General features: G+C 69.1%; 18 protein-coding genes and 1 pseudogene. 9 read left to right on the top strand and 10 right to left on the bottom strand.

The window, feature by feature from the left end; all coding sequences use genetic code 11:
• Nucleotides 1-6: 6 nt before the first annotated feature.
• From AXA74_RS12390 to AXA74_RS12370, 5 genes are all read left to right on the top strand, one after another.
• The gene (locus AXA74_RS12390; RefSeq protein WP_029577436.1) at nt 7-1,014 is read left to right on the top strand and encodes an acyl-CoA dehydrogenase family protein; all 1,008 of its coding nucleotides are present in this window, start codon (nt 7-9) and stop codon (nt 1,012-1,014) included.
• A 25-nt stretch (nt 1,015-1,039) separates the two neighbouring features.
• Nucleotides 1,040-1,825: a crotonase/enoyl-CoA hydratase family protein gene (locus AXA74_RS12385; protein ID WP_029577435.1), complete on the top strand. Its 786-nt coding sequence runs from the start codon at nt 1,040-1,042 to the stop codon at nt 1,823-1,825.
• 219 nt (nt 1,826-2,044) lie between these two features.
• The gene (locus AXA74_RS12380) at nt 2,045-3,232 is read left to right on the top strand and encodes an efflux RND transporter periplasmic adaptor subunit (RefSeq protein ID WP_032962228.1); all 1,188 of its coding nucleotides are present in this window, start codon (nt 2,045-2,047) and stop codon (nt 3,230-3,232) included.
• Nucleotides 3,229-6,417 carry an efflux RND transporter permease subunit gene (locus tag AXA74_RS12375; RefSeq protein ID WP_032962230.1) on the top strand — a complete coding sequence of 1,063 codons (3,189 nt, stop codon included), beginning with the start codon at nt 3,229-3,231 and terminating at the stop codon, nt 6,415-6,417. Before AXA74_RS12380 ends, AXA74_RS12375 begins: the two co-directional genes overlap by 4 nt.
• A 1-nt stretch (nt 6,418) precedes the next feature.
• The gene (locus tag AXA74_RS12370; protein ID WP_032979781.1) at nt 6,419-7,882 is read left to right on the top strand and encodes an efflux transporter outer membrane subunit; all 1,464 of its coding nucleotides are present in this window, start codon (nt 6,419-6,421) and stop codon (nt 7,880-7,882) included.
• A gap of 36 nt (nt 7,883-7,918) precedes the next feature.
• Here the strand turns inward: AXA74_RS12370 and AXA74_RS12365 are convergent, their stop codons facing one another.
• The 10 genes and pseudogenes from AXA74_RS12365 to AXA74_RS12320 form a co-directional block, all read right to left on the bottom strand.
• On the bottom strand, nt 7,919-8,731 hold the full coding sequence (locus tag AXA74_RS12365; protein ID WP_032962234.1) for an SDR family NAD(P)-dependent oxidoreductase: 813 nt from the start codon (nt 8,729-8,731) through the stop codon (nt 7,919-7,921).
• 33 nt (nt 8,732-8,764) lie between these two features.
• Nucleotides 8,765-9,844, bottom strand: a complete 1,080-nt coding sequence (locus tag AXA74_RS12360) for a CoA transferase (RefSeq protein WP_029577430.1) — start codon at nt 9,842-9,844, stop codon at nt 8,765-8,767.
• On the bottom strand, nt 9,837-11,171 hold the full coding sequence (locus AXA74_RS12355) for a phenylacetate--CoA ligase family protein (protein WP_029577429.1): 1,335 nt from the start codon (nt 11,169-11,171) through the stop codon (nt 9,837-9,839). Before AXA74_RS12355 ends, AXA74_RS12360 begins: the two co-directional genes overlap by 8 nt.
• Nucleotides 11,125-11,808: a TetR/AcrR family transcriptional regulator gene (locus tag AXA74_RS12350; protein ID WP_029577428.1), complete on the bottom strand. Its 684-nt coding sequence runs from the start codon at nt 11,806-11,808 to the stop codon at nt 11,125-11,127. The genes AXA74_RS12355 and AXA74_RS12350 overlap by 47 nt, the downstream gene beginning before the upstream one ends.
• A 23-nt stretch (nt 11,809-11,831) precedes the next feature.
• The gene (locus AXA74_RS12345) at nt 11,832-12,995 is read right to left on the bottom strand and encodes an acyl-CoA dehydrogenase family protein (protein ID WP_032979779.1); all 1,164 of its coding nucleotides are present in this window, start codon (nt 12,993-12,995) and stop codon (nt 11,832-11,834) included.
• Nucleotides 12,992-13,975 (bottom strand): branched-chain amino acid ABC transporter permease, encoded by a 984-nt coding sequence (locus AXA74_RS12340; RefSeq protein ID WP_029577426.1) that lies wholly within the window; start codon nt 13,973-13,975, stop codon nt 12,992-12,994. The genes AXA74_RS12345 and AXA74_RS12340 overlap by 4 nt, the downstream gene beginning before the upstream one ends.
• Nucleotides 13,975-14,847 carry a branched-chain amino acid ABC transporter permease gene (locus AXA74_RS12335; protein ID WP_032979777.1) on the bottom strand — a complete coding sequence of 291 codons (873 nt, stop codon included), beginning with the start codon at nt 14,845-14,847 and terminating at the stop codon, nt 13,975-13,977. The genes AXA74_RS12340 and AXA74_RS12335 overlap by 1 nt, the downstream gene beginning before the upstream one ends.
• Nucleotides 14,848-15,086: 239 nt before the next feature.
• Nucleotides 15,087-15,584: pseudogene (locus AXA74_RS12330) on the bottom strand (ATP-binding cassette domain-containing protein); the annotation flags it as partial.
• Nucleotides 15,581-16,375, bottom strand: coding sequence for an ABC transporter ATP-binding protein (locus AXA74_RS12325; RefSeq protein WP_029577423.1), 795 nt, complete (start codon nt 16,373-16,375; stop codon nt 15,581-15,583). The pseudogene AXA74_RS12330 and the gene AXA74_RS12325, both read right to left, overlap by 4 nt.
• A complete protein-coding gene (locus tag AXA74_RS12320; protein WP_032979775.1) occupies nt 16,372-17,526 on the bottom strand; it encodes an ABC transporter substrate-binding protein in 1,155 nt (384 codons plus the stop codon). Before AXA74_RS12320 ends, AXA74_RS12325 begins: the two co-directional genes overlap by 4 nt.
• 292 nt (nt 17,527-17,818) lie before the next feature.
• Here AXA74_RS12320 and AXA74_RS12315 point away from each other — a divergent pair, with 292 nt between their 5' ends.
• The 4 genes from AXA74_RS12315 to AXA74_RS12300 are packed head-to-tail and all read left to right on the top strand — an operon-like array spanning nt 17,819 to nt 20,924.
• Nucleotides 17,819-18,580, top strand: a complete 762-nt coding sequence (locus tag AXA74_RS12315; RefSeq protein WP_029577421.1) for an SDR family NAD(P)-dependent oxidoreductase — start codon at nt 17,819-17,821, stop codon at nt 18,578-18,580.
• 18 nt (nt 18,581-18,598) lie between these two features.
• Nucleotides 18,599-19,381, top strand: coding sequence for a crotonase/enoyl-CoA hydratase family protein (locus tag AXA74_RS12310; RefSeq protein WP_032962247.1), 783 nt, complete (start codon nt 18,599-18,601; stop codon nt 19,379-19,381).
• A 2-nt stretch (nt 19,382-19,383) separates the two neighbouring features.
• Entirely contained in the window at nt 19,384-19,764 is a 381-nt protein-coding gene (locus AXA74_RS12305; RefSeq protein ID WP_032956188.1) for a Zn-ribbon domain-containing OB-fold protein, read from the top strand.
• Nucleotides 19,761-20,924 carry a thiolase gene (locus AXA74_RS12300; RefSeq protein ID WP_032979774.1) on the top strand — a complete coding sequence of 388 codons (1,164 nt, stop codon included), beginning with the start codon at nt 19,761-19,763 and terminating at the stop codon, nt 20,922-20,924. Before AXA74_RS12305 ends, AXA74_RS12300 begins: the two co-directional genes overlap by 4 nt.
• The last annotated feature ends 6 nt before the right edge of the window (nt 20,925-20,930 follow it).

The following is a 20,930-nucleotide window of genomic DNA, read 5'->3' as shown; positions in this document are numbered from 1 at the left end:
AAGAGCATGAATGACAACGATCTGTATGCCGAGGCCGCGCGCGGCGTGCTGGCGGACCATTGCACGCCGCAGGCGGTGCGCGACATCGAAGCGGGCGGCCCGGCCGCCGGCCGGCTGTGGGCCCAGCTGGAGGCCGCCGGGCTGGCCGATGCCCTGGTCAGCGAGGACGCGGGCGGCTCGGGCCTGGGGCTGGGGCAGGTGTACGGGGTGCTGGAGCAGTGCGGGGCGCACGCCTTGCCCCTGCTGCTGGGCGAGACCATGGTGGCGCGGGCCTTGCTGCCGCAGCGGCCGGCCGGCGCCATCGCCCTGGCCCGGGGGCGGCGCGGGCCCGATGGCGCCTGGCATTGCGCCCTGGTGCGCGGCGGCCGGACGGCGTCGCATGTCCTGAGCCAGGCCGAGGGCGAGTGGCGCCTGCTCGCGGTGGCCGACGCGGATTGCCAGGCCCAGGCCCTGCCGCTGGATGCGGCGATGAGCTGGGCGGCGGCACAGGCCGGGCCGGCGGTCGCCATCGCAGGCGCCGCCGACGGCAGTCTTGACGTCTGGACCCTGCAGGCGGCCGTGGCCGCGGCGCAGATGGCCGGCGCCCTGGGCTGGGTGCTGGAGCGCACCTTGCAGTACGCCAACGAGCGCCAGCAGTTCGGCCGGCCTATCGGCAAGTTCCAGGCCATCCAGCATCAATTGGCGGTCATGAGCGAGCATGTCTGCGCGGCCCGGATGGCGGCGCAGCTGGGCTGCAGCGGCGACGGCGCGCTGCCGGACCGCTTGCGGGTGGCCACGGCCAAGGCGCGCTGCAGCGAGGCGGCCCTGGCGGTGGCCGAGCTGGCGCATGCGATCCACGGCGCCATCGGCTTTACCGAGGAGTACGACCTGCAGCTCTACACGCGCCGCCTGCACGCCTGGCGCCAGACGGCCGGCAGCGAAGCCTATTGGCAGGAGGCCGCCGGCCAGGCCCTGCTCGCGCATGAGGGGCTGACGCTCGATCTGGTGCGCCGTATCACCGATGTCCCGGCCTGAGCGGGACGGCAAGGAGAACCCAATCATGGCATTTCTGCAAATCGAACGCGAAGGCGGCATCGTTACCGCGACGATGAACCAGCCGGAAACGCGCAATGCGCTGACGGGAAACACCGCCGTCGACGAGTTCGTGGCGCTGTGCGCCGACATCCGCCGCGATGCCGGGGTCAAGGTGCTCATCATCACCGCGGCGGGCCCGATCTTCAGCTCCGGCGGCAACGTGAAGGACATGCGGCGCTTTTTCGATGAGGCGGTGACGCCGGAAAGCATTTGCGAAGAGTACCGCCAGGGTATCCAGCGCATCCCGCTGGCGCTGCACGCGCTGGATGTGCCGGTCATCGCCGCCATCAACGGGCCGGCCATCGGCGCCGGCCTGGACTTGGCGTGCATGTGCGATATCCGGATCGCCGCCGATACCGCGACATTCGCCGAGAGCTTCGTGCGCGTGGGCATCGTGCCCGGCGACGGCGGCGCCTGGCTGTTGCCGCGCGCGGTGGGCATGGCGCGCGCCTGCGAGATGGCCTTCACCGGCGAAGCCATCGACGCGGCCGATGCGCTGGCCTGCGGGCTGATCAGCCGCGCCGTGCCGGCCGAGGCGCTCATGCCGACCGCCAGGACGCTGGCCGCGAAGATCGCCGCCAATCCCGGGCCGGTCATGCGCATGACCAAGCGTCTCCTGCGCGAAGGCCAGCAGGCCAGCCTGGCGTCCTTGCTGGAGCTGTCGGCCAGCTACCAGGCGCTGGCGCACAAGACGGCCGAGCACCGCGAGGCGGTGACAGCCTTCATCGAGAAGCGGGCGCCGAAGTTCTGAGGCCTGCGCCGCGGCCCCTGTGCCGGACCGTCCGGCCCGGCCGCGCATCCGGGACGGACACCGGGCCAGCCCGGCAATGATCCCCGACACACCGTGCCCCGGCGTGGAGAGACTCCGCGCCGGGTATTGACCTTGCCGTCGTTGTAATGCCTAGCCTTGCATGGAATTGATGCAGCGCCGCTTCCGTCCTTCCGGAGCGGCACAGATAGGGGCATATCCATGCGTGGAAAATTGAAGATCGCCTTGATGGCGGGCGTCATCGCGGTGGCCGGGGGCTTGGCGCTTGCCGGGCGCGAGGTCTCGGGGGGCGAAACGGCGGCGCAGCAGGCGCCGGCAGGCGGCGCGCCGCAGGTGCCGGTGGCCGAGGTGATTACGCGCGTCCTTGCGCCATCGGCCGAGTTCACGGGGTTCCTGGCGGCGCCCGGGACGGTCGAGCTGCGGTCGCGCGTCGGCGGCGCGCTTGAGACGGTGCAGGTTCCCGAGGGCGGGATGGTGCGCCAGGGCCAGGTGCTGTTCCAGATAGACCCGCGCCCTTTCCAGGTCGCGCTGGATAACGCCCTGGCGCAATTGCGCCAGGCCGAAGTCCTGGCGCGGCAGGCCCAGGCCGACGCCGCGCGCACGGAGCGGCTGGTGGATACCGGCGCGGTTTCGCGCAAACTCCATGAGGATGCGCTATCGGCGCGCAGCGCCAGGCTGGCCCAGGTGCAGGCGGCCAGGGCCGCCGTGGCGGGCGCGCGCCTTGACTTGGCGTATACGCGCGTCGTGGCGCCGATTTCGGGGCGTGTGGACCGGGTGAGAGTCACCGAAGGCAATCTGGTCCATGGCGGGGTGTCGGGCGCCGCCACGCTGCTGACCACGATTGTGTCGGTCGATCCCATGCACGTCTATTTCGATATCGATGAGGCGACCTACCTGAAGGCCATCAGGCATGGCCGGCCCGATCCCGCCGGGGGGCAGGCCGCCCTGAAGGTCGACGTCGGCCTGGCCACCGATCCGGATCTGCCCTATGGAGGGGTGCTGGACTTCGTGGGCAACCAAGTCGATCGCGGCACGGGCACTATCCGCGCGCGGGCGGTGCTGCCCAATGCCGATGGCCAACTGACGCCCGGCCTGTTCGCGCGCGCCCGGCTGGTGACCGGTGATCCGCGCCCGACCGTGTTGGTCGATGACCAGGCCGTGGGCACGGACCAGGGCAAGAACTATGTGCTGGTGGTGGACCAGGATCAGCGGGCCCAGTATCGCCCCGTGCAGTTGGGGCCGATGGCGCAGGGGCTGCGCGTGATCTCGGAGGGGCTCCAGGCGGGCGAGAAAATCATACTCAAGGGCCTGGTGCGGCCCGGCATGGCCATCACGCCGCGCATGGTGGCGATGGGACAGGCCGAGCCGGCCGCGGGGGAAGTCCGATGAAGTTCCCGCATTTCTTCATCGGCCGCCCGGTCTTCGCCATTGTCTTGTCCCTGTTGATCCTCCTGGCGGGCGCCATGGCGTTCTGGCAATTGCCCCTGAGCGAATATCCCGCCGTCACGCCGCCCACGGTGCAAGTCACCGCCAGCTACCCGGGAGCCAGCCCGGAAGTGATCGCCGACACCGTGGCCGCGCCGCTGGAGCAGGCGGTCAATGGCGTCGAGGGCATGCTGTATATGAACGCCCAGATGGCGACCGACGGCCGCATGGTGCTCACCATCGCCTTCAAGCACGGAACCGATCCCGATATGGCGCAGATCCAGGTGCAGAACCGGGTGTCGCGCGCCTTGCCGCGTCTGCCGCAGGAGGTTCAGCGTATCGGCGTGGTCACGCAGAAAACATCGCCGGATGTGTTGATGGTCGTGCACATCGTGTCTCCCCAGAAGCGCTATGACCCGCTGTATTTGTCCAATTTCGCGATCCGCCAGGTGCGTGATGAGCTGGCGCGCCTGCCCGGCGTTGGGGATGTGCTGGTCTGGGGCGCGGGGGAGTACGCCATGCGCGTGTGGATCGATCCGGCCAAGGTCGCCGCGCGCGGCCTGACCGCCAGCGATGTCGTGGCCGCCTTGAGGGAGCAGAATGTGCAGGTCGCGGCGGGCTCGGTCGGGCAGCAGCCCGACGCATCCGCGGCATTCCAGGTGACGGTCAATACCCTGGGCCGCCTGGCCAGCACGGAGCAGTTCAGCGCCATCGTCCTGAAAACCGGCGCCGACGGCCAGGTGACGCGCCTGCGCGATGTCGCGCGCGTGGACCTGGGCGCCGACGGCTACACCCTGCGCAGCCTGATTGACGGCGAGGCGGCGCCCGCGCTGCAGATCATCCAGAGCCCCGGGGCCAATGCCATCGACGTCTCCAATGCCGTGCGCGCCAGGATGCAGGCGCTTGCCCAGGGCTTCCCGCAGGATGTCTCATACCGGATCGCCTATGACCCCACGGTCTTTGTCCGGGCGTCGCTGCAATCCGTGGCGATCACGCTGCTGGAAGCCATCGCCCTGGTCGTCATCGTGGTCGTGCTGTTCCTGCAGACCTGGCGGGCGTCCATCATTCCGCTGGTGGCCGTGCCGGTCTCATTGGTCGGGACGTTCGCGGTGATGCATATGTTCGGCTTCTCGCTGAACACGCTGTCGCTGTTCGGCCTGGTGCTGTCCATCGGCATCGTGGTGGATGACGCCATCGTGGTGGTCGAGAACGTGGAGCGGCATCTGGCGCTGGGCGAGCCGCCGGGGCAGGCCGCGCGCAAGGCCATGGACGAAGTGACGGGGCCGATCCTGGCCATCACCTCGGTGCTGGCCGCGGTCTTCATTCCTTCCGCCTTTCTCTCCGGCCTGCAGGGCGAGTTCTATCGCCAGTTTGCCCTGACCATCGCGATTTCGACCATTCTGTCGGCCATCAACTCGCTGACGCTTTCGCCCGCGCTGGCGGCCATGCTGCTCAAGCCGCACCACGGGGCGGGGCAGGCCGATTGGCTGACACGGGTGATCACAGGTGTCTTCGGCGGCTTCTTCCGGCGTTTCAACCGCGGCTTCGACAGGGCGGCGGCGTCCTACGAAGGAGCGGTGCGCCGGGCCGTGCGCGGCAGCGCCATCGTGCTGCTGCTGTACGCCGGTTTCGTCGGCCTGACCTGGCTCGGTTTCCACCAGGTGCCCAATGGCTTCGTGCCGGCGCAGGACAAGTATTTCCTGGTGGGTATCGCGCAATTGCCCAGCGGCGCGTCGCTGGACCGCACCGAGGCCGTGGTCAAGCAGATGTCGGCGATCGCGCTGGCCGAACCCGGCGTGGAGAGCGTGGTGGCCTTTCCGGGCCTGTCGGTCAACGGCCCGGTGAACGTGCCCAACTCGGCGCTGATGTTCGCCATGCTGCGGCCTTTCGACGAGCGCCAGCATGCTTCGCTGTCGGCCGACGCCATCGCCGGCAAGCTGATGGGCAAGTTCGGCGTAATCCAGGATGGCTTCGTGGGCATCTTCCCGCCGCCCCCGGTGCCGGGCCTGGGCGCCATGGGAGGTTTCAAGCTGCAGATCGAAGACCGCGCCGGCCTGGGGTACGAGGCCTTGGCCCAGGCGCAGGCGCGGATCATGGCGAAAGCCTCGCAGGCTCCGGAGCTGGCCAATATGCTGGCCAGTTTCCAGACCAATGCCCCGCAACTGCAGGTGGACATTGACCGGGTCAAGGCCAAGCGCATGGGCTTGTCGCTGACCGATGTGTTCGAGACGCTGCAGATCAACCTGGGTTCGCTGTATGTCAATGACTTCAACCGCTTCGGCCGCAGCTATCGCGTCATGGCGCAGGCCGATGCGCCATTTCGCATGCAGGCCGAGGATATCGGCGCGCTCAAGGTGCGCAATGCGCGCGGAGAGATGATTCCGCTCAGCGCGTTCGTCACCCTGACACGCGGGTCGGCGCCGGACCGCATCATCCATTACAACGGCTTTCCATCTGCCGATATCAGCGGCGGCCCCGCCGCGGGCTATTCGTCGGGCCAGGCCATCGAGGCCATCGAGAAGATCGTGGGCGAGACGCTGCCCGAGGGCATGGTGTTTGAATGGACGGACCTGGTCTACCAGGAAAAGCAGGCCGGCAATTCGGCGCTGTACATCTTCCCGTTGGCGGTGGTGCTGGCCTTCCTGATCCTGGCCGCCCAGTACAACAGCTGGTCGCTGCCGCTGGCGGTGCTGCTGATCGCTCCCATGGCCTTGCTGTCGGCGATCGCCGGCGTATGGCTGGCCGGGGGGGACAACAATATCTTCACCCAGATCGGCTTCGTCGTGCTGGTGGGGCTGGCGGCCAAGAACGCCATCCTGATCGTCGAGTTCGCGCGGGCCAGGGAAGACGCGGGGGCCGACCCGCTGAGCGCCGTGCTGGAAGCGGCGCGGCTGCGCCTGCGCCCCATCCTGATGACCTCGCTGGCCTTCATCGCCGGCGTGGTGCCGCTGGTGCTGGCCACCGGGGCCGGCGCGGAAATGCGCCGCGCCATGGGGGGCGCGGTATTCGCCGGCATGCTGGGCGTGACCTTCTTCGGCCTGCTGCTGACGCCGGTGTTCTATGTGCTGGTGCGCCGGCTTGCCCTGCGCCGCGCCGGCCGCCCGCCGCGCATGCCCGCGGTTGCCAGGTATGGTTCGGAGAAACATTGATATGAGATTTGCTCTTGCGCATGTCCGCCCGCCTGGACTGCTGACGGCGCTGGCGCTGGCCGCCGCGCTGGGCGGCTGCAGCCTGGCGCCCCGGTATGAACGTCCCGCCAGCCCCGTGGCGGCGGCCTATCCCACGGGCGAGGCCTATGGGCCGGCGGCATCCGACGCTTCGCCGGCGGCCGCCGACATCGGCTGGCGGGATTTTTTCCGTGATCCGCTCTTGAGGCAATTGATCGAGGTTGCCTTGCACAACAACCGGGATCTGCGCCAGGCCGCGCTCAAGGTGGAGGCGGCGCAGGCGCTCTACCGCATCCAGCGCGCCGAGCTGGCCCCGAGCCTGGCGCTTGCCGGCCAGGCGTCCGTCGAACGCCTGCCGGCCGATCTGCGCGCGGCCCGGGAGGCCGGCATCGAGCGGCGTTATGAGGTAGGCGGCGCCGCGGCCACCTGGGAGCTGGATCTATGGGGGCGTATCCGCAGCCTCAACGATCAAGCGCTGGCCGCGTATCTGGCCTTGGCGGAAACCCGCCATGCCGCACAGATGAGCCTGGTGTCGGAAGTGGCCACGGTTTATCTGGCCCTGCGCGCGGACCAGGAACTCCTGGGCCTGGCCGACGCCACCCTGGAGGCGCAGCGGCGTTCCTATGAGCTGACGGGCCACCTGCTGGGCGCGGGGCACGCCACCCGCTTGGACCTGCGCCTGGCGGAGACCGCCTTGCGCGATGCCGAGGCCAGCCGGGCGGCATCTCTGCGGCAGGCGGCCAGGCGGCGCAATGCGCTGGTGCTGCTGCTGGGCCAGGCCCTGACGCCGGAGCAGTCGCGGCGCCTGGACGCGGCGGCCGTTCTGTCCGATGACGTCATCCCCGGCGATCTTCCGGGCGGCCTGCCTTCGGACTTGCTGGCCCGGCGTCCCGACATCCGGGCCGCCGAGCAGGTGCTGCGCGGCGCCAATGCCCATATCGGCGCGGCGCGCGCGGCTTTTTTTCCCGCCATCCACCTGACGGCATCGGCGGGGACGGCCAGCGCCTCGCTGGGGGAGTTGTTCGAGGCCGGCTCGGGAGCTTGGCGCTTTGCCCCGAGGATGTCTTTGCCGGTGTTTCAAGGCGGCGCCTTGCGGGCGGCCCTGGACGCCGCGCACGTGCAGAAGCGCATCGAGATCGCCCGTTATGAGCAGGCCGTGCAGGCGGCCTTCCGGGACGTGGCCGATGGGCTGGCCGGCAAGCGCACCCTCGATGAGCAGGTCCGTGCCGAACGGCTGTCCGTGGCCGCCAGCCGCGATGCCCGCGCGCTGGCGGCCATGCGCTTCGAGCTGGGCCAGGATGACTACCTTGCCGTGCTGGAGGCGCATCGCGACCTGTACGCCACGCAGCGCAGCCTGGTCGCCACGCGCCTGGCGCGCCTGAACAACCTCATCGGCCTGTACAAGGCGCTGGGGGGCGGGTGGAGCACGCCGCCGCGCGACGGCTAGCGCCGATCGGACGGGCAGGGCGGCTTGCTGCCTGGGCTACTGCGCGGCCACCATGTGCAGCCCGGGGCCCAGGTGGGCGGCGCCGTCGATCTGCAACAGCTGCCCGGTCATGAGGTGGCCGGCGGGGGTGGCGAGGAAGGCGACCAGTTCGGCGACTTCTTCGACCGAGGTGGCGCGGCCCATGGGCGTGGCGGCCACCAGGCGGTCCAGCATGGCCCGGGCGGCCTCGCCGGCCAGGCCTTCGGTGATGACCGCGCCCGGGCCGATGCAGTTCAGCGCGATGTCATCGGCCGCCCATTCGAGCGCCAGCGTGCGCGTCAGCCCCAGCACGCCCGCGCGCGCGGCGATGGAGTGGGCGATTCCCATCGAGCCCCGGTCCACGCCGGACAGCGAGATGTTGACCACGGTGCCCTTGCGCGCTTTCAGGAAGGGATAGGCCGCCTTGGTGATGACGAACACCGCGTTCAGGTTGGTGTCGATGACGGCGTCCCAGCCCTTGCGGCTGATCTGGGCCGCCGGCGCGAAGAATTGCCCGCCGGCGTTGTTGACCAGCAGGTCCAGGCCCCGGCGTTCGCCGATCTCCGCGACAAGGGCCTCGATGGCGGCGGTGTCGCGGATGTTGGCGCTGGCGTAGTCGAACTCGCCCGGCAGCTGCCGGGCCAGGCTGGCCGTCTGGGCCAGGGCTTCTTCGCGGCGGCCGATCCCGTAGACGTCCATGCCCAGTTCCAGCAGGCGCAAGGCGATGGCCCGGCCTATGCCCGATCCGGCGCCGGTGACCAGCGCGCTGCGTCCGATCAGGACGCCGGGCCGCATCACATGGGTGGACGCGGCGCAAGTCGATGTATTCATGTTGCCTTCCTCATGGGGTTCAGGACGAATGGCTCAAGGGGTCTCGCGTTTCGGTCCGCCCACGTGGGGCGTGGCGCTGCGCGCGATGCGCAGGCCGTCGAAGAGGGCGGGAAAGGCCGGGACATGCTCGCCGCTGGGCAGGGCTTGCGAAACCGCGCCGGGACGCAGCTGGCGGATGAGCGCCAGGGCCTGTGCCGGCGGCTGCACGTTGCCGGCCGGTATCTGCAGCGCGCGCGCCTGGCGCAGGACCTCCTCGCGCGTTTGCGGCAGCGTCCAGGCTTCGACCAGGGCGTCGAAGTGCGCCGCGCGGCGGATGCGTTCCTGGATGGGCGCGTCCTCGGCGCCGATCAGGGGCCGCAGGCGGGCCCAGTAGCTATCCAGGCCGCCAAGGATATAGACGTGGCCGTCGGCGCAGCGGTAGATGCTGGATGGCGCGGAGGCGCGGTCGCGGTTGCCCATGGGTGGATCCAGCGTTTCGCCTTCGCTCAGCGCCAGCGCCGCCGGGCCGAGCAGCATGGCCGAGGCGACCTCCATCATGGAGATGTCGATCAGGCGCGCGCGGCCTTCCAGGACGGCCATGGCGCAGGACAGGCCGGCGTACATGCCGCTGAACATGTCGACGGGCCAGCCGGTGGACAGGCGCGGCGTGCCGTCCTCGTTGCCATTGAGCAGGGCGAAACCCGATTCGCACTGCGCGATGGTGTCCATGCAGACGCGGTCGTCCTGCTGCCCATAGCCGGAGATGAGCACCACGGTCAGGCGAGGATGGCGCCGCCGCAGCGCCGGGCCCTGCAGGTCCAGCCGGGCCAGCGAACCGGGGGCGAGGTTGCAGATGAAGGCGTCGGCCTCGTCCAGCAGCGCGTCGAGCGCCTGGCGGCCGTCCGCCAGGTCCAGCACCTGGCTGCGCTTGCCTGTGTTGAAGCTGCGCGCATAGAAACTGCCGTATTGATTGCCGGGCAGGGTGCGCACGCCGTCGCCGCGCGGCGGCTCCAGCTTCAGGACATCGGCGCCGAAATCGGCCAGGTATTGGGCGGCGGTCGGCCCGGCGATGAACTGGGACAGTTCGACGATGCGCTTGCCGGCCAGCGGACGGGGGGTGTCGGCCTCAGGCATGAATCACCCGCTTGGCCTTGTGCACCGTGCGCGGCAGGGTGCCGTTGTCGACCACTTCGACGTGGAACCGCACCTGCAGGCGGTCGCGCAGGCGCTGCGACAGGCGTTCGGCCAGGTCGGCGCCGGTGTCGGTCTCCCGTTCGACGCGCAGTTTCACGCCGGTGAGAAAGCCGGTCTTGGGGTCCTTGACGCTGTCGTCGATGATGATGACGTATTCGTTGGTGATGCCGGGGAAACCTCGGACCACATCCTCGATCGCCGAAGGAAAGAGGTTGACGCCGCGCACGATCAGCATATCGTCCGCGCGCCCGAGCACGCCCCCGGGCAGGCGCGCGTGCGTGCGGCCGTCCGGGGCCGGGCGGCTGTCGCGCACCACGATGTCCCCGGTCCACCAGCGCACCAGCGGGCAGGCCTGCTTGTCCAGGTGGGTGAGCACCAGCACCCCGCGCTCGCCGTCGGCCACGGGTTCGTGGGTCTCTGGATGAAGGATTTCCACATAGATGAAGTCCTCGGCCAGGGTGGGGCCGAGCTGCAGCGAGGTGTCCCAGCCTATGGGCTGGCATTCCAGCGCGCCGTAGCAATCGAACATCCGGGCGCCCCACAGGCGCTCGATCCGTTCGCGCGTGCCGGGCACGCTGGCGCCGGGTTCGCCGCCGACGCATACCATGCGCACGCGCGACTCCCGCAGGTCGCGTCCCATGGATTGGGCGGTTTCCGCCATGTGGGCCATGAAAGAGGGCGTGCCGATCACGCAGTCGGTGCCGTATTGGAACAGGGTCTCCACCTGGCGCTGCGTGTCGCCCGAGGAACCGGGGATCACCAGCGCGCCGACGCGCTGGGCGGCCAGCGTGGCGCCCAGGCCGCCAACGAACCAGGCGTAATTGAACATGCATTGGAAGATGTCGCCGCGCCGCAGGCCTTGGCCGTACAGGTAGCGGGCGTAGAGTTCGGCCCAGCGGTCCACGTCATGCTGGGTCCACAGCACCGGGGCGGGCTGGGCGGTGGTGCCCGAGGAAAAATGCACTCTGACCGCCTCGCCGGGCTGGACGGCGGCCAGGGTGCCGAAGGGCGGGGCGGCCCTCAGGCCCTCGAGGTAGTCGCGCTTGTGCGTGAAGGGCAGGCCGCGCAGGTCCGCCAGGCTCTTGAGGTCCTCGGGAACGAAACCCGCCTGCGCGAAGACGTTCCGGTAGTGCGCGCTGGTGTCGGCGACGCGCCGCAACTGGCGGCGCAGGGCGTCAAGCTGGAACTGCTCGATCCGCTCGCGCGGCCAGGTTTCGATCTCATCCCAGATGGTATTGGAATAAGGGAGTCGCTCTTGCTGCTTCATCGTTGGAGTCCTTGAGTAGGCCCCGCAGCGCATAGGCCGCGAGGGTGTGCGCGATATCGTCTATCGCCGCTTCGCTCTGCAGTCGGCGCTGGCTGTACCAGACAGTGGCCCAGTTCAGCGCTCCGAAGAAGGGTTTGCTCAACAACCTGGCGGGCAAGTCCACAAAAGATCCGGCTCGGATGCCGTCATCGATCACCTCGACGAACATCTGTTCGTAGTCATCGCGCATCTTGACCACCGAGCGCAGGCGCTTGGTGGCCGCGGAGGCTTCCAGCAAATGGCGCTCCAGGCCCTGTACCGCCACCTTTTGCATGGGCAGCTCCTTGAGCAGGATCTGGGTATGCCGCAGCGCCATGGCCGACAGCCGCTCGACCGCGTTGGCCCCGCCGCGCGCGATCGGCTCGATCTGGTCGGTCAGCCGTGTCATGGCCGCCACCTGGACGTCGAAGAACAGATCGGCCTTGCTGCGGTAGTGGTGATAGATGCGGCCCTTGGTGGCCCCCAGGCGCTGGGCCACCGCGTCGATGGAGGTCGCGGCATAGCCGAACTCCATGAAAAGCTCGGCTGCCGCCTGGAGGATTTCTTCGCGCGACTCGCCGCCACCCGCCTCTGCCGGGTTCTGTTGTGCACTCACCATTGCCACCTCTTGTCGAATACAGGTCAGTCAGGCTGCTCTTCGGTCTCCTTGCGGATAGCGCGCGATAACACCAGCCGCTGGATTTCGGAAGAGCCCTCGTAGATCTCGAGTATGCGCTGGTCGCGGTACAGGCGCTCGGCGACCGTCGGCTTGCAGTAGCCCAGCCCACCCCAGATCTGGACGGTATTGTCCACCACCCGATGGGAAACCTCCGAGGCGAACAGCTTGGTCATGGCGCCCAGGTGGGAGACGTCCTCGCCCCGGTCGTAGGCCTGCGCGGCCTGGTAGAGCATCATGCGGGCGGCGGATATCTCCGTGGCCATGTCGGCCAGGCGAAAGCCGATGGCCTGGTTTTCGCCGATGGCCTGGCCGAAGGTCTTGCGGCTGACGGCGCGCCGGCTGGCCTCGCGGAAGCCGGCCAGAGCCACCCCCAAGGACTGGGCCGCCACCATGATGCGGCCGACATTGAGCGTTTGCAGCGCCAGGCGCAGGGCCCGGTTGAGTTCGCCGACACGGGCGCTGTCGGGCACCACCAGGTCCACCTTGAGGTTGGACGTCTGAGTGCCCCGGATGCCCATTTTGTCGGAGAGCTCGTCGATGACGGCGCCTTCCTGCTCCTTGTCCACCATGAAGGCGCTGATGCCCCGGCCGCCGGCGGCCGGGTCCGTCTTGGCGAAGACCACGTAGTAGCGCGAGGCGCCGCCGTTGCCGATCCAGTACTTTTCGCCGCGCAGGCGCCAGCCCGCGCCTTCGCGCACGGCGGTCGCCTCGATGGCCGCCGCGTCCGAGCCCGCGCTGCGTTCGGACAGGGCGAAGCTGGTGGCGCGGCCTTCGGCCATCTCGCGCAGGTAGAAGGCCTTTTGCTCATCGCTGCCCGCCAGCAGGAGGGGGAAGGCGCCCAGCTGGTAGGCGCACATGATGGCCGCCGTCGAGGCGCAATGCGTGCCCAGGGCTTCGACGGCCGCCACCGTGGCCACCAGGTTGGCGCCCTGGCCGCCCCATTGCGTGGGCAGGAACAGGCCGGTGAACTTGTGCTCGACCAGCGCCGAAATGGTTTCCCACGGGTAGCGCTGGTCACGGTCGAGCTCGGGCGCCAGCGGCGCGAAATGTTCGGCGCCCAGGCGATGGGCCAGCGCCTGCCAGCGGCTGGCGGTGTCGTCCAGAGATGGATTCCAGATCACGGTCACTTCGAGTTCTCCAAAGTAGTCGCCACGGGCCGGGCCTGCTTGCGGCGGGACGCGAACAGACTCATGAGCCCTTGCGGGAAAAGGGTGAGGACGAGGATGAGCAGGCAGCCGAGCACGATCTTGTCGACATTGCCGCCGAAGGAAAAGAATTTCTCCTGGATCAAGACCAGGGCGGTGGCCAGCAGCGGGCCGAACAGCTGGCGGCGGCCGACCAGCACCACGGCGGTCAGCATCAGGATGAGGAAATAGGTCTCCAGGATGTCCGCGCTGACATAGGCGCGCTGGTAGGCGTACAGCCAGCCGGCGCAGGCGCTGATGGGCGCGGAGAACAGAAAGACCTGCAGGCGCGCCTTCAACGGGTCGATGCCGCTCATGGTGGCCAGGCGCGGGTTCAGGTGGGCCATCAGCGCGGCCTGCCCCAGGCGCGAGTGGCGGAAGCGCCAGACCAGGTAGAGGGTGATGGCCAGCAGCGCATAGGCGTAGGGCCAGAGTGCCTGGTCGTTGTCCGCTTTCAGGGTGAGCGGGCCGATGGACAGATCCAGCGTGGGCAAGCCGCGTATGCCGTCCGAGCCGCCAAGGAAGGCCCAGTTGGCCGCCAGCGTGACCGCCACCACGGACACCGCGTAGGTGACGAGGGAGAAAACGAATTGGCGCAGGCGCAGCGTGGCCAGGCCCACCAGCGCGGCCAGCACCAGGGCGGTGGCGATGGAAGCCGCCAGCGTCGTCCAGGCGCCGGCGCCGGCGCGGGTGGACAGTAGCGCCGTGGCATAGGCGCCGGCGGCGAAGAAGACGGTGTGCCCGAGGCTGACCTCGCCGAGATCGGAGACGATGACGTCCAGGCCATAGGCCATGACGGCCATGATGGCGATCAGCACGGCGGCGCTGTAGACCGCCGCGGAGCCGCCCAGCCAGGCCGGCAGGCAGAAGAGCCCGACCGCGCAGGCGAGCAGGATAAGGCGGCGGCAGGCGTGGGCGGCCATCAGTGCGCCTCCCGCGCCACGCCGGCGCTCAGGCCGCCCGGGCGCAGCACCAGCATGGCGATCAGCACCGCGAAAGCCGCCGAAGTGGCATAGGCGGGCGACACCAGGGTGCTGAACAAGGCCGTGAAGACCCCCAGCGCCACGCCCGCCACATAGCTGCCGGTGACACTGCCTATGCCGCCCAGGACGACGACCACGAAAGTGATGATGACCTCTTCGAAGCCCATGGAGGTCAGGATGGGCGTGCGCGGCGCCACCAGCCCGGCGGCCAGCGCCACCGCCGCGCCTTCGAAGGCGAACACCCCGTAGTAGACCCGGCGCACGTCGATGCCGGCGAGCTGGGCCAGCTTGGGGTCTTCGGCGACCATGCGCACCAGCCGGCCGGCGCGGCTGCCGTCCAGCACGCGCTTGAGCAGAAGAAAGAGCAGGATGGCGGCCGCGACGATGGCGGCGTCCTGCCAGGTCAGCCAGAGATCGCCGAACTCGATGTCGCGCTGCGACCAGGCCGTATCCAGCACCTGCCCGGTCGAGCCGAAGACCAGCGAGGCCGCGCCGTGCATGACGTAGCCGAAGCCCAGGGTCATGATCATGATGGACACCAAGTTCTGCTCGAAGGTGGCGCGCAGCATGACGCGCTGCATCACGAGCCCCAGCAAGGCCCCGGCGGCCATGGCCAGCGGCAAGGCCAGCAGATAGGGCAGCCCGGCGGTGGTGGTGGCCCACCAGGTGATGAAGGCGCCCAGCATATACATCTGGCCATGGCCGAAATTGACCAGCCGCGCCACGCCCAGCAGGAGGGTCCAGCCGATGGCGATGAGGGCGTAGGCGTGGCCCAGCACGAGGCCGTTTATCAGTTGTTGCGCGAGATTCATGCGGTATGCGCTCCCAGGTATGCTTGCGCGATGCGCGGATCCGCGCCGATCTCGGCCGCGGGGCCTTCCAGCACCAGCCTGCCGCGTTCCAGCAAGAGCAGGCGGTCCACGACCTGCAGCGCGGCGCGCACGTTCTGCTCCACCAGCAGGATGGCCAGGCCGGCGCGGGCCAGCTCGCGCAGGCTGTGCAGCAGCTGCGTCACCAGCATGGGCGCCAGGCCGATGGAGGGTTCGTCCAACAGCAGGGCGCGCGGGCCCATCATCAGCGAGCGCCCTATGCCCAGCATCTGGCGCTCGCCGCCGGACAGCTGGCCGCCGAGATGCTGGCGGCGCTCGCGCAGGCGCGGGAACAGTTCATAGATGTCATCGCGGCTGTAGTAGCGGCGGTCCTGCGCCGCGCCGGCCGCGGGGCGGGCCGAGAGCGTGAGGTTCTCGTCCACCGTCAGGCGCGCGAACACCAGGCGCGACTCGGGCACCAGCAGCAGGCCGGCGCGCACCCGTTCATGGGTGGGCAGGCGGCCGACGGGCCGGCCGTCGAGCATGACCTCACCGCTGACGGCCGGCTGGCCGCGCGACCAGCCCAGCAGGGCGTTGACCAGGGTGGACTTGCCGGCGCCGTTGGCGCCGATGACACCGACGATCTCGCCCGCCGCGATATCCAGCCGGTCCAGCTTCAGCACGCGGTTGCCCGCATAGCAGACCTCCAGCCCGCTGGCGTTCAGCACGGCGGCGCTCATGCGGCACCGCCCAGATAGGCTTGCAGCACGCGCGGGTCGCGCTGGACTTCGGCGGGCGTGCCGCTGGCCAGCGGACGCCCCAGGTTCAGCACGCAGATGCGATCGGCGACGGACATGATGAGATCCATGTGGTGTTCGATGACGACCAGGGCCAGGCCTTCGCGCTTGAGCGACAGCAGCAGGTCGGTCAACTGCGCCATGTCCGAGCCGCCGAGGCCGGCGGCCGGCTCATCCAGCAGCAGGACTTGCGCGCCATCGCCGTAGGCCAGCGCGATGGAAAGCATGCGCTGCATGCCATAGGAGATTTCGTGCGGGCGCAGTTCATGGCAGGCCGCGGGCAGGCCGAAGCGCTCCAGCCGTTGCCGGGCCTGGGCGCTCAAGGCCGCGGCCTTGCGGCCGGCCGCCAGAGGACGCAGGATGCTGGTGCCCAGCCCCGCGGTGCCGCCCAGCGCGGCGATCATGTTTTCGCGCACGCTCAACTGGTCGAAGAAAGCGTTCTGCTGGAAGGCGCGCTTGATTCCCAGGCGCGATAGTCCATGCGCGGGCACGCCGCTGATGTCGCGGCCATGCAGATAGACGCGCCCGCTGCGGGGAATCAGGGCCGAGACCGCGTCGTAGCAGGAGCTCTTGCCGGCGCCGTTGGGGCCGATGATGCCCAGCAGCTGGCCCGCCCGGACCTCCCAGCTGACATCCTCCAGCGCGACCAGCGCGCCGTAGCGCACGCCCAGTCCCTCGGCCCGCAGGGCGGCGGGCGACCGCCCGGCGGCAGGATCGGTGATCGGGGCGCTCATGGCTGGACCACGATCTTGCGGTCCTTGACCGTGAACAGATAGTAGTGGGACTTGAGCTGGCCGTTGGGTTCGAAATGGATCTCGCCCATGAGCGTGCCCTTGAAGCTGCCGCCGCGGATCCGCTTGGCGATGGCTTCGCGGTCCAGGGTCTTGAGCTCATTGGTCGCCTGTGCCCAGACCTGCAGGGACGCGGCGCCCAGCGCCATGAATTTGTCCGGGGCGTACTTGAACATTTCCTGCGTCTTGGCCACGAAGCGCTTGTTGGCCGGATTGGAGGCAAAGGGCTCGACGTCAGGGAAGTAGATGTCCGCGCCGATCAGGCCGTCGGAGGCATCGCCGGCGACATTGATGACGCTGGGCGCGACCGTGCCCACGGCGCTGACGAGCTTGCCCGGCAGACGCGACTGCCGGGCCTGGCGGATGATGGCCGGCATGCCCAGCCCTTCGTTGGCGTTGATGGCCACGGTAAGGTCGGGCTTGGCGGCGCGCACATTGGTCATCGCCACGCGGAAGTCCGCCTGCGCGAAGGGGAATTTCTCTTCGGCCACCTTTTCATAGCTGTGTCCGATGGCCTTGAGGCCTTGCTCGATCGAGGCCTGTGCGCCGTTGCCATAGGCGTCGTTCTCGGTCAGAAAGGCCAGCCGCCTGGCGCCCGCGCGCTTGATGTAGTCGGCGATCACGGCGCCGTCCTGGGCGTTGGAGCTGTTGAGCCGCACGGCCAGCGGATTGCCTTCGCCGGACAGGATGGGGTCGGCCTTGGAGATGGCGGTGATGTCCAGCACGCCGGCGCGCGCGATCACCGGCTGCATGGCCAGGGTGACGGGGCTGTTCCAGCCTTCGATGATGACCGAGACGCCCGCGCTGATGAGTTCGTTGGCCCGCGAGACGCCCACCGCCGGGGTGGATTCGTCGTCGCGCGCGAGGATTTCGATCTTGCGGCCCAGGACGCCGCCGTCTTCATTGATCACCGCGGCCATGGCCTGGATGGCCTGGGTAACGTGCTGGCCTTGCGGGCCCGCGCCGCCGGACAGCGGAAAGATGACGCCGACCTTGATGGGCGGTTCGGCCGCGCCCGCGGGCGCCAGCATGCCGATTCCCAGCGCCAGGACGAGGGGCGTCGTCACACGCAACAGCTTTTGTATCCGCTTCATGCCTGTCTCCTGATCTTATCGGCCGGCTTGCGCCGGCGCTGCGGTAATGCATCTAGGGGGACTGCGCGAGTGCTGCGCGGGCGGAGGATAGCGGCGCAAGACCGGTATGCCGTCGCACGCAAGGGCTGCCAGAGCAAACATACCATTCGGTATTTTTGATGGTCAATGACAACGATGAATATTCAGTATTGGCGGTTTCCCTAGGTATTTTGTTTTGTATTCGCTCCGCATTGAAAAGATACCAAGCGGTATGTATCATGGGTTTTCCTTTTCCTATCCTGAGGTCTGCTTCATGAAGACAGAAGGCAGTAGCGCGCTGGTGACGGGTGGCGCATCGGGCTTGGGCCTGGCGACCGCGCAACGCCTGGTCAGCCAGGGCATGAAGGTGGTGATCGCGGATTTGCCGGCGTCCGACGGCGCGGCGGTGGCGCGCGAACTGGGGGCGCGGTTCGCGCCGGCCAATGTCCTGGACGAGGCCGAGTTGCGTGCCGCTTGCGAACAGGCCGTGGCGATGGCGCCCCTGCGGGTGCTGGTGCATTGCGCCGGCCGGGGCGGACCGGTGCGCCTGCTCGACAAGGAAGGCAACCCCGGCTCGCTGGAGACCTACATCGACATCGTGCGCGTCAATCTGATCGGCACCTTCAATACCCTGCGGGTGGCGGCGGCGCAGATGGCGCGCAATGCGCCCGACGAAGGCGGCGAGCGCGGCGTCTGCGTGTTGACGGCCTCGGTGGCCGCCTACGAGGGCCAGATCGGACAGATCGGCTATGCCTCGTCCAAGGCCGGCGTGGTCGGCATGACCATCGTGGCGGCCCGCGACCTGGCAAGCAAGGCCATCCGGGTCTGCACCATCGCGCCGGGAATTTTCGATACGCCCATGCTGGCGCGCGTCTCGGAGGATGCCCGCAGGACCTTGTCCGCGTCGGTGCCGCACCCCGCCCGGCTGGGCACGCCGGCCGAGTACGCCTTGCTGGCCGAACACATCATTGTCAATCCCATGCTCAACGGCGAGACCATCCGGCTGGACGGCGCCTTGCGCATGGCGCCGCGCTGAGACACCGAGGAAACCACCATGTCGACGACGACCCACGAGCAGGACGAGGTGCTGCTGCAAAGCGGCGAGGGTATCCTGACCATCACCATCAACCGGCCGCAGGCGCGCAATGCGGTGACGCTGGCCGTGGCGCGGGGCATCGCGGCCGCGATCGACGAGCTCGACGCGCGCGACGACCTGCGCATTGGCATCCTGACCGGCGCCGGCGGTTCGTTCTGCGCCGGGATGGACCTGAAGGGCTTTCTGCGCGGCGAGCGGCCCAGTATCGAGGGGCGCGGTTTCGGCGGCCTGACGATGCGGCCGCCCAAGAAGCCGCTGATCGCCGCCGTGGAGGGCTATGCGCTGGCCGGCGGCTTCGAGCTGGTGCTGGCCTGCGATCTGGTGGTGGCCGCCGACAACGCGCAGTTCGGCGTGCCGGAAGTCAAGCGCGGCCTGGCCGCCACGGGCGGCGGCCTGCTGCGGCTGCCGCGCCAGCTGCCTTACCGGGTGGCGCTCGAACTGGCCTTGACGGGCGATATGTTTCCGGCGGCGCGGGCCTATCACCATGGTTTGATCAACCAGCTCACCGAGCCCGGCCAGGCCTTGGCGGGCGCGCGCGAGCTGGCGCAGCGCATCGTCGCCAACGGCCCGCTGGCCGTGGCGGCCAGCAAGCGCGTCATCATCGAATCCCAGGGCTGGCCGGCCGACGAACTCTGGAGCCGCCAGGCGGCGCTGACCGAGCACGTGTTCAACTCCGAGGACGCGCGCGAGGGCTCGGCTGCCTTCGCGCAGAAACGCGCGCCCGTCTGGCAGGGGAAATAGCCATGGCGGACGCGCGTTTCGATGGGCCCGGCCCGGATGCCCAGTACGAGGCCGGCCTGCGCTCGGGCCGCATTCTCCTGCAGCATTGCGAGGATTGCGCCGCCGTGCGCTTTCCGCCGGCGCTCGTGTGCCGCGCCTGCGGCAGTCCGCGCCTGCGCTGGCGCGAGTCGGACGGGCGCGGCGTCGTGTATTCCACCACCACGGTGCGCGACCGCAAGGGCGACTACAACGTCTCGCTGGTGGAGCTGGAGGGCGGTGCGCGCATGCTCAGCCGGGTCGAGGGCATGGCCGCCCCGGCCATCGGCCTGCGCGTGCGCGGACACATCGTCGCGCAGGAGGACGGCGCCCATGTCGTCTTCCGCGCGGAAGGGGAAGGCGCATGAGGCCGGCTTCGGATCAGGGGCTGCGCGGCCGCAGCGCCATCGTGGGCATCGGCAATACGCGGCGCTGGAACGCGCCCGGCCGCACGCCGTTCGATCAGCTGCAGGAAGCCGCCGTGCTGGCGCTGGAGGACTGCGGCCTGGGACTGCGGGATGTGGACGGCCTGTACTGCGCGATGTCCACCTCGGGCCTGCCGGTGCTGAACGTGGCCGAACGCCTGGGCATACGGCCGCGCCAGGCGGACGGCACCATGGTGGGCGGGGCATCGTTTCTGTTTCATCTGCAGTCCGCGATGGCGGCGCTGGAGACAGGCTTGTGCGAGGTCGCGCTGATCTGCTATGGCTCTAACCAGCTGACAGCCGGCGGCAAGCTGGCTTCCATGCCGGATCCCCAGCCATACGAGGCGCCGTTCGCGCCGCGCTATCCCATCTCCAGCTATGCGCTGGCGGCGGCGCGCCATATGCATCAGTACGGCACCACGCGCGAACAGCTGGCGGATGTGGCCGTGGCGGCCCGCGCCTGGGCCCGGCTCAATCCGGACGCCTATGCGCGCGAACCCCTGGGGCGCGGGGAGGTGCTGGCTTCACGCATGATCAGCGACCCCTTGAGCAAGGCCGATTGCTGTCTCGTGACGGATGGCGGGGCGGCCATCGTGCTGGTGGGCGCCGAACGCGCGCGCGATCTGCGGCGTCCGCCCATCTATGTGCTGGGAACCGGCATCGCGGTCACCCATCGTCAGATCTCGGCCATGCCGGACCTGACGATGACCGGCGCGGTGGAGTCGGGGCGGCGCGCCTATGCCATGGCCGGCCTGTCCGCGCGCGATGTCGATCATGTCATGCTCTACGACGCCTTCACGATCAACACCATCTTGTTCCTGGAAGACCTGGGTTTTTGCGCCAAGGGCGAGGGCGGCGCGCTCGTCGCCAGCGGGGCCATCGCGCCGGGCGGGGTATTGCCGGTCAATACCAATGGCGGGGGGCTGTCATGCAACCACCCTGGCATGTATGGCCTGTTTACCGTGCTGGAATCGGTGCAGCAGCTGCGCGGCGAGGCGGGCGAGCGGCAAGTGCCGGGCGCGCGGATATCGCTGGCCCATGCCAATGGCGGCGTGCTTTCGAGCCAGGCCACGGCCATCCTGGGCACGGCCGACGTGTTGTAGGGCCGT

The sequence above is a fragment of the Bordetella hinzii LMG 13501 genome, from assembly GCF_001548475.1.
GTDB lineage: Bacteria > Pseudomonadota > Gammaproteobacteria > Burkholderiales > Burkholderiaceae_B > Bordetella > Bordetella hinzii.
Note: the sequence above shows the minus strand (reverse complement) of the source record. Positions and strands in the feature narration are given on the sequence as shown.